Annotated in this window: 9 protein-coding genes; 8 read left to right on the top strand and 1 reads right to left on the bottom strand. The window is 70.8% G+C overall.

Annotated features, from left to right (window positions below):
- The 5 genes from VFW24_08440 to VFW24_08460 form a co-directional block, all read left to right on the top strand.
- A partial coding sequence (locus VFW24_08440) for a xanthine dehydrogenase family protein molybdopterin-binding subunit (GenBank protein ID HEX5266789.1) occupies nucleotides 1-318 on the top strand: 318 nt, incomplete at its 5' end.
- A complete protein-coding gene (locus VFW24_08445; protein HEX5266790.1) occupies nucleotides 315-1,205 on the top strand; it encodes an FAD binding domain-containing protein in 891 nt (296 codons plus the stop codon). The genes VFW24_08440 and VFW24_08445, both read left to right, overlap by 4 nt.
- A gap of 17 nt (nucleotides 1,206-1,222) precedes the next feature.
- Complete coding sequence (locus VFW24_08450) at nucleotides 1,223-1,690, top strand: (2Fe-2S)-binding protein (GenBank protein ID HEX5266791.1); 468 nt, start codon at nucleotides 1,223-1,225, stop codon at nucleotides 1,688-1,690.
- Nucleotides 1,691-1,823: 133 nt separating this feature from the next.
- The gene (locus VFW24_08455; protein HEX5266792.1) at nucleotides 1,824-2,606 is read left to right on the top strand and encodes a mechanosensitive ion channel family protein; all 783 of its coding nucleotides are present in this window, start codon (nucleotides 1,824-1,826) and stop codon (nucleotides 2,604-2,606) included.
- A gap of 43 nt (nucleotides 2,607-2,649) precedes the next feature.
- Nucleotides 2,650-3,075 carry a hypothetical protein gene (locus VFW24_08460; GenBank protein HEX5266793.1) on the top strand — a complete coding sequence of 142 codons (426 nt, stop codon included), beginning with the start codon at nucleotides 2,650-2,652 and terminating at the stop codon, nucleotides 3,073-3,075.
- A gap of 847 nt (nucleotides 3,076-3,922) precedes the next feature.
- On the opposite strand, the gene VFW24_08465 is transcribed toward VFW24_08460, so the two are convergent.
- Entirely contained in the window at nucleotides 3,923-4,918 is a 996-nt protein-coding gene (locus VFW24_08465) for a hypothetical protein (GenBank protein HEX5266794.1), read from the bottom strand.
- 151 nt (nucleotides 4,919-5,069) lie between these two features.
- On the opposite strand from VFW24_08465, the gene VFW24_08470 reads away from it, so the two are divergent.
- The 3 genes from VFW24_08470 to VFW24_08480 form a co-directional block, all read left to right on the top strand.
- Nucleotides 5,070-5,993, top strand: coding sequence for a DUF5996 family protein (locus tag VFW24_08470; GenBank protein ID HEX5266795.1), 924 nt, complete (start codon nucleotides 5,070-5,072; stop codon nucleotides 5,991-5,993).
- 39 nt (nucleotides 5,994-6,032) lie between these two features.
- Nucleotides 6,033-7,253: an aminotransferase class I/II-fold pyridoxal phosphate-dependent enzyme gene (locus tag VFW24_08475; GenBank protein ID HEX5266796.1), complete on the top strand. Its 1,221-nt coding sequence runs from the start codon at nucleotides 6,033-6,035 to the stop codon at nucleotides 7,251-7,253.
- 98 nt (nucleotides 7,254-7,351) lie between these two features.
- The coding region (locus VFW24_08480; GenBank protein HEX5266797.1) for a flagellin at nucleotides 7,352-7,579 on the top strand (228 nt) is incomplete at its 3' end.

The raw sequence follows: 7,579 nt of genomic DNA on the forward strand, positions 1-7,579 counted from the left end.
GAGCACTTCATCTACGACGACGACGGCAATCCCCTCACCACCACGTTCATGGACTACCTCCTTCCGACGACCACCGAGATCCCCGAAGTCGAGGTCGGACACATCGAGACGCCGGCCTCGAGCAATCCCGGCGGCTACAAGGGGATGGGGGAAGGCGGTGCCATCGGTGCCCACGCCGCGGTGGCCAATGCGGTGGCCGATGCCCTCTCCCATCTCGGGGTCAAGGTGACGAGCACACCGCTCGGACCCCGGGAGATCTTCGAGCTGGTGCAGGCAGCGGGCGGGATGCCCACCCCCGCGGGTGCCCCCAGTCCGTGAAACCGGCCCCGTTCGCGTACCACCGAGCTGTAAGCGCCGACCATGCGCTCTCGCTTCTTTCGGAGCTGGGAGACGACGCCAAGATCCTGGCCGGTGGCCAGAGTCTGGTGCCTCTCCTGGCTCTGCGTCTCACCCGCTTCGATCACCTGATCGACATCAACCGGGCTGAGGATCTGTTTGGAGTCGATGCCGGTGCCGAGGAGGTGACCGTCGGCGCCATGGTGCGCCAGGCGGCGTTGACGGGCCCTTCCGACGTGACGGCCGCCGTCCCGCTTCTCCCGGCGGCGACGCGCCACATCGGCCATTTCCAGATCCGCAATCGCGGCACCCTGGGAGGATCGCTGTCGCATGGCGATCCCGCCGCCGAGTACCCGGCGGTGGCGCTGGCCCTCGACGCCCGCATGAACCTGCGCTCTCAGCGGGGCAGCCGGGCCGTTTCCACGGCCGAGTTCTTCGTCTCCACCTTCGTCACATCCGTCCAGCCGGACGAGCTGCTCGAATCCGTCACCTTCCCGGTCTGGGGGCCGGGGAGCGGCTTCGCCGTGCACGAGGCCGCCCGCCGGGTCGGGGACTTTGCCATCGCGGGGTCGGCGGCCGGCCTCCAGGCTGACCGATCAGGACGGGTGGTCAGGGCGGCGGTGGCCCTGTTCGGCATGGGCTCGACACCCGTCCGGGCCACTGGCGCCGAATCGGCTCTGGTCGGCCGGACCGCATTGGAGCTGGGCCAGGGGGCGCTGGCCGAAGTGGCCCGACTGGCGGTCCACGATGTCGATGCCCCGTCCGACATCCATGCTTCGTCCGCCTACCGAAGCGTCGTCGGCGCCGCCATGGTCGAACGGGCCCTTACCGACGCGCTGGGTACCGCCATCGGAGAGGGAGGTCGCTAGTGGTGGCGCCGGTGCCTGTGAGCGTACGCGTGAACGAGGAGGAGTTCAGCGCCGAAGTCGACCCCCGACTGACCCTGGCCGACTTCCTGCGGGGGGAGTGCGGGCTGACGGGCACCCATCTGGCCTGTGAGCACGGGGTGTGCGGCGCGTGCACCGTGATGGTGGACGAGGTGGCCGTGAGGGCGTGCCTGATGTTCGCCGTACAGGCCGACTGCTGCTCGGTGCTGACCATCGAGGGCCTGGCCCCCGGTCCCGACCGGCTCCATCCGGTGCAGCAGGCCTTCATGGAGTGTCACGGGCTGCAGTGCGGGTTCTGCACGCCCGGATTCGTGATGTCGGTCCACGCCTTCCTCCGCGACAACCCCGACCCGACCGACGAGGAGATCCGCGAGGGCCTGGCGGGCAACCTCTGCCGCTGCACCGGGTACCAGGGCATCCTGCGGGCCGTCAGAATGGCTGCTCGAGGATCCTCTCCCTCCCACTGACGCGTGTGAGCGAGGGAGAGCACGGCGGGTACAGTGCGCGCCCATGTTGTTCGGTGCGACTTCGCAGCCAGTGGTCATTGTTCCACACGGAGTAACGACGTGGGACTGGATACACGCCGGCATCATCGCCGCGGTGACCATCGCGTTGTGCCTGGTCCCGCGGAGGACCGTCGGTAGGGTCCGCAGGGGAGACACCGACGGGGTCGTCGTCCGGGTGGTCGAGCGGATCCTCGTCTACATAGTCGTCGTCGTGGGCTGCCTGTACACCCTGACGGCGCTACGGGTGCAGATCGGCCCGCTGCTCGGCGCCCTGGGGATAGGTGGCATCGCGCTCGCGTTTGCCCTGCAGGACACCCTGCAGAACCTGGTGGCCGGCGTCATCCTCCAGGCGCGCCGGCCGTTCCGGCGGGGGGATCAGGTCCATATCGACAAGTACGAGGGCATCATCGAGGACGTCGACCTGCGCAACGTGTCACTCGTGACGTTCGACGGGCTCAATGTCTTCCTGCCCAACAAGACCGTCCTCGAGAATCCGATCGTGAACTACACCAGGACACCGACGCGGCGCACGCAGTTGGACGTCGGTGTCGCGTACGGGACCGACCTGTCCCGGGCCCAGCAGGTGCTGGTCGAGGCGGCCCTGGGGACTACCGGCATCGAGCCGTCTCCCGCTCCGACCGCCTGGGTCAGGGAGTTCGGGGAGTCCTCGGTCAACTTTGTCCTGCTGTTCTGGCACGCGGTGGACCGGACCGGGGTGTGGCAGGCCCGGAGCAACGTGGCCACGACGGTCCAGACCGCCCTAGCCGAGGCCGGCATCGCCATCCCGTTCCCCCACCAGATCGTGCACCTGCAGCCCGAAGGACCGGCGGCCCGGCCCGAGCGGTCAGCAGACAACGGAGACAAGGCCAGGGTGTAGGGAACCGGTTGGGTTTCCGGCTCGGGAGGCGTAGCTTCCGGGCATGTCAGACGCAGCCGAGATCTTCCCCACGGCACAGCTCAATCAGGTCCTGAGCGAGGTTCTCGACGTCGTCCAGGACGTGAAGCAGGCTCACCGGAAGGTTCCAGAAGCAGGCGCCCTTCACGCCGAGCTCGACCGGCTGTTCGTCGACCTGAAGACGTGGGCCGAGCTCCTCGTCGAGGAGGATCGGGTTCTCGGCGTCTCTCCACTGAGTGAGCTTCCGACGGCGGCAGGCCGAGTGCCGGTGAACCTCTGGGCCGGATCCCCGACCGACGCGGACGTCCGCCGGGTCGTGGGGGACCACCTCGACCGCCTGCAAGTCCACCTGGAGAGGGCAACCGCCGCCGCGCCCGACCCGGGCGCCACGACCGTCCTGATGTCGATCCGGGCGGGCCTGGAGCCCCACCTCGACGCCATGCGGACTTGAGGTTCGCCGTCAGGTGGCGCCAATGAGGCGCCAACCGGCCGGGCCTCGCCGGGAGCGATCGGTCCGGTCCTACCTGCTCCGGACGCGCCTGCTCGCGTTGCTGGCCCTCGCCGCCCTGGTCGCGGGCGTGGTATCGAACTTCACGAGCGGGACCTTCTGGGAGCGCCACGCCCTGCTGGCGGGCATGGTGGCCAGCGTGATCGTGGTGATGCTGTCGGTGGGTGTGATCAACGAGATCGTCGAACGCAGACGACGGCAGCGGTGGAGCGTCCTGGCCCAGTACGTGATGCTCGAGCTGGTGCGCAACGCCCGGATGATCTGGTCCGGCGTCCTGGAGGTGGCGGCCCTGCTGCCGGACGAGGCCGGGCCGGAGGATCGTGTCGGTGCCGGACAGGAGATCGTGCGGGACACCCCGCGGTTGACCGCCGCTCTGCTCGAGGTGACCGGTGACCGGGAGCGGCGCGCCCGCCTCCATGCCGAGATCACCTTGCTGGCCGAACACTCGAACGAGGTGCTGAGCCGCTGGGCGGCGGTGATGCTCGGTACGGATGTGTACGCGGAAGTCATCGATCGTCATGTCGAGCTCGCAGGTGACATGGCGTGGATCGGTGATGTTCTCGACAACTCCCAACCCTCCGACGACGGTCGCAGGCAGCGCCGGGCCAGGAGCAACCCGGCGACGCAGATCTGGCGCGACCTGGGTGGGCAGTGGCTCGCCGACCGGATAGTGGTGATCGTTCAGCTGGCCGCGGCGCTGGACCGGGGCACTCTCGACCTGGCCCTCGAGATCGTGCCCGTGCAGTGGTGGGAGTCCCGACTCGCCACCGCCGGGCCCGGAAGCGCCGGCTCATCGCCAGTTGGTCGAGATGAGCGTGGCGACGAAGGCAACGTAACCTCCGACGATCAGCAGGCCCTGGCTGCGGACCAGACCCCGTCCCGACCAGGCCATCCCCAGCACCAGCCCGGTGAGCGCGGCGTACCATGCCGCGACCAACAGTCCCGATGAGGCCCCGGCCAGACCGGTGACGGTGGCCGGGATCAGGAGGCCGACCACGACGTTGATCGTGTTGCTGTTGAGGGCGGTGCTGAGCAGCGCCGCGCCGCGCCCACGGGCGCCGAGGTAGATCCCGGCGGCGGCATTGGGGATGCTCGTCACAACCGCCAGCACGATCCCGCCGAGCACGATGTCGGGGACGGCCCACCGGCGGCCGAGGGACGACGCCGACCGCTCCATGGCGACGCTGGCCACCACCACGACCACCAGCAGGACGGCAGCCTCGATCGCGTCGCGTCGGGTTCCTCTCCGGGGCCGGATGGCCTGGACGAGGTCGAGCTCCTCCTCGGCCACCGCCGTCCGCAGCCAACGGCTCCACCGGCCCGGGACCAGGCGCCCCAACCGGTGGGGCCGGCCGGCAAGAGCCGAGACATACGGCACGAGCACCGGGAGCGTGAGAAGGAGGCCCGCCGCCGGCGGGAGGACCCCGCCGACAGTGCACAGGCAGGCGCCGGCGGTCCAGAGCCCGACGGCGCCGTCGAGGAGGATGACCCGACGGTGGAGCCGGGTGCTCCCGGCCATCACCGCCGAAAGACCCAGGAGCGCCGCCAGGTTGAACACGTTCGAGCCCAGGACGACACCGGCACCTACGGCGTGCTGGTGGTGGGACAGTGCCGTCAGGGCCGAGGTGATCTCCGGTGTGTCCGCCGCCAGGGCGGCCACCAGGCCGAGCAGTCCCTCGGTGAGGCCGAGCAGTTCCCCGATGCGCTCCAGCCGCGAGGCGAGAGCCCAGCTGGTCGTCAGGCTGGAGACGGCCCCGAGTCCGAACACCACCAGGGAAACGGCCACGTCGGCTCCAAATCGGCAAGGCGGACAGAAACTGCCGACCAGGCTTCCCGGCGCTCCGGAAGGGACTCTACTGCCCGACGCCCGACCCGGCGGCGGGGGGGCGGGCTGAACCTGGGCCCGGGATCGATCTCCGCCGCCTAGCGTTGCGGCGGTGTCACCCCGATGGCCGCAGCTCCCCGGGTACGACGAGTGGAGCGCCACGTGCGACACGCTCCACGCCCACACCCAGGTGCTGGGCAAGCTGGCTGTGACGCTGGCCCCGCCCGAGCCCCAGCTGCAGCACGCCGCCCTCCGCCTGACCCCCCGGGGCTGGGAGACGGCGCCGCTGCCGGCACCGGACGGCTCGGGGGCCCTGGTCGTCGCCCTCGACCTGCACGCCCACCATGCCGTGGCCGAGCACAGCGACGGCCGGACCCGGCGGGTGCCGCTCGGACCTGACCGCCCGGTCGGCCAGGTGACCCGCGACCTTCTGGACGCGGTCGCGACACTCGTCGGGCGGGTGACCATCGACCCCCGCCCGCAGGAGACGCCCTGGACGACGCCTCTGGACCAGGACGAGGAGCACCACACCTATGACCCCACCCAGGTGGAGGCCTACCTGGCCGCGGCCACCCGTGCCGCCCTGGTGCTCTCCGCCCTGCGCGCTCCGTACCGGGGTCGCTCCACGCCGGTGAACGCGTGGTGGGGAACCTTCGACCTGGCGGTCGGCCTGTTCTCCGGTGAGCCCGCCGATCCCCCGTCGGAGGGGTTCATCATGCGCAACTCCGCCAACGCCCAGCAGATCGAGGTGGGGTGGTGGCCGGGGGACGGGCGCTACCCCCGTCCCGCCTTCTTCGCCTTCGCCGTGCCCGCCCCCGAGGGGCTCGACCGGGCCGCCCTGGCGCCACCCGCCGCCCGCTGGGACCCCGAGCTCAAGGAGTTCCTCCTGGCCTGGGACGACGTCAGCGCCATGCCCGACCCCCACCGGGCCGCCGTCGACTTCGGGCTGTCGGTCATCCGCCACGCCTGCGAGGTGTGCGGGTGGGACCGGATGCTTGCCGCCAGCGCCGAGGGCCGGCCGCCCCCGGTCACCTGAACCCGGCACCGGTCCCGCTCCGTGTGATCGAGTACCGCCATGCCCCCTCCATCCGCTGAAGACCGGGCGGGCTTCGCGACGCGGGCGATCCACCGCGCCGCTGCCCCCGACGCCGTCCAGACCCCGTCGGCCGTCCCGCTGTACCAGACGTCCACCTGGCGCTTCGAGTCGCTCGAGGAGTTCGCCGAGGTCATCGCCGGCCGGCGGGCCGGGCACGTCTACGGCCGGGGCTACGGAAACCCGACCGTCGAGGCGTTCGAGGCGGTGCTGGCCGACCTCGAGGGCACGGAGGCGGCGTTCGCGTTCGACTCGGGCATGGCGGCCATCCACGGGGTGGCCACGACGCTCGCCCGGGCCGGGGACCGGGTCGTCGCCAGCCACCGCCTGTACGGCGGGACGTACTCGCTCTTCTCGGAGGTGCTGCCCCGCTACGGGATCGACGTGGTGCTGGTCGACGCCACCGACCTCGACGCCGTCGCTGCCGCCCTCCCCGGGGCCCGGATGCTCTACGTCGAGACGATCGACAACCCCCTTGTCGGGGTGGCCGATCTCGGGGCCCTGGCCGGTCTCTGCGCCGAGGCGGGCGTGCCGTCCGTCGTCGACAACACCTTCGCCTCGCCCTACCTCTGCAATCCGGCCGCCCACGGCTTCGACTACGTCCTGCACTCGGCCACCAAGTACATCGGGGGCCATTCCGACCTGATCGGGGGCGTGGTCTGCTGCTCGTCCGAACGTCGGGCCGCCGTGCGGGCCACCGCCATCGAGGTCGGAGGGGCCATGCAGCCGTTCGAGGCGTGGCTGTGCATCCGGGGACTGGCCACCCTGGCGCTGCGAATGGAGCGGCACTGCGCCTCGGCCGAAGAGGTGGCGACCGCCCTCCAGGCCTCCCCGGCGGTGACCGTCACCCACTACCCGGGCCTGGCCCACCACCCGTCCCACGAGAGCGCCCGGCGCCATCTGCGCCGGTTCGGGGGGATGGTGGCGGCGGAGCTGGCCGGCGGCTACGACGCCGCCCGGCAGTTCTGCGACGCCCTGCAGCTGGCCTGGATAGCCGCCAGCCTCGGGGGGGCCCACACCCTCGTGGCCCACCCGGCGTCCACCACCCACCGCCAGGTCGACCCGGCGGCCCGGACCGCCCAGGGGATCTCGGACGGCCTCGTCCGTTTGAGCGTCGGGCTCGAGGACCCGGCCGACATCGTCGCCGACGTGGGCCGGGCGCTCGAGGCGGCCGGCGCCGGGTCCTCCTTTACCTTTTCTTAAAGGGGGGCGGCGGACCCGCCGATAGCCCATCTGGTCCCGCTGAATCGCGGGGCCGTCGCCCTACGGAAAGGGCGTCTTGCAACCATGGAGGAAATGCAATGTCGTCCCTTAGCGTCAACACCAACGTCAACGCCATAAGTGCGTTCAACAACCTGAGCCGCACGGACTCGCAGCTCACCACGGCAATGAACCGTCTGTCCTCGGGTCTCCGGGTCCAGACGGCCGCCGACGACCCCGCCGGCTTCGTCGTCTCCCAGTACCTGAACAACCAGGCCGGGGGCTACGGAGTGGCCGTTTCCAACGGTCAGAACGCGGTGTCGGTCCTG

It is taken from the genome of Acidimicrobiales bacterium (assembly GCA_036273495.1).
Lineage (GTDB): Bacteria > Actinomycetota > Acidimicrobiia > Acidimicrobiales > JAJPHE01 > DASSEU01.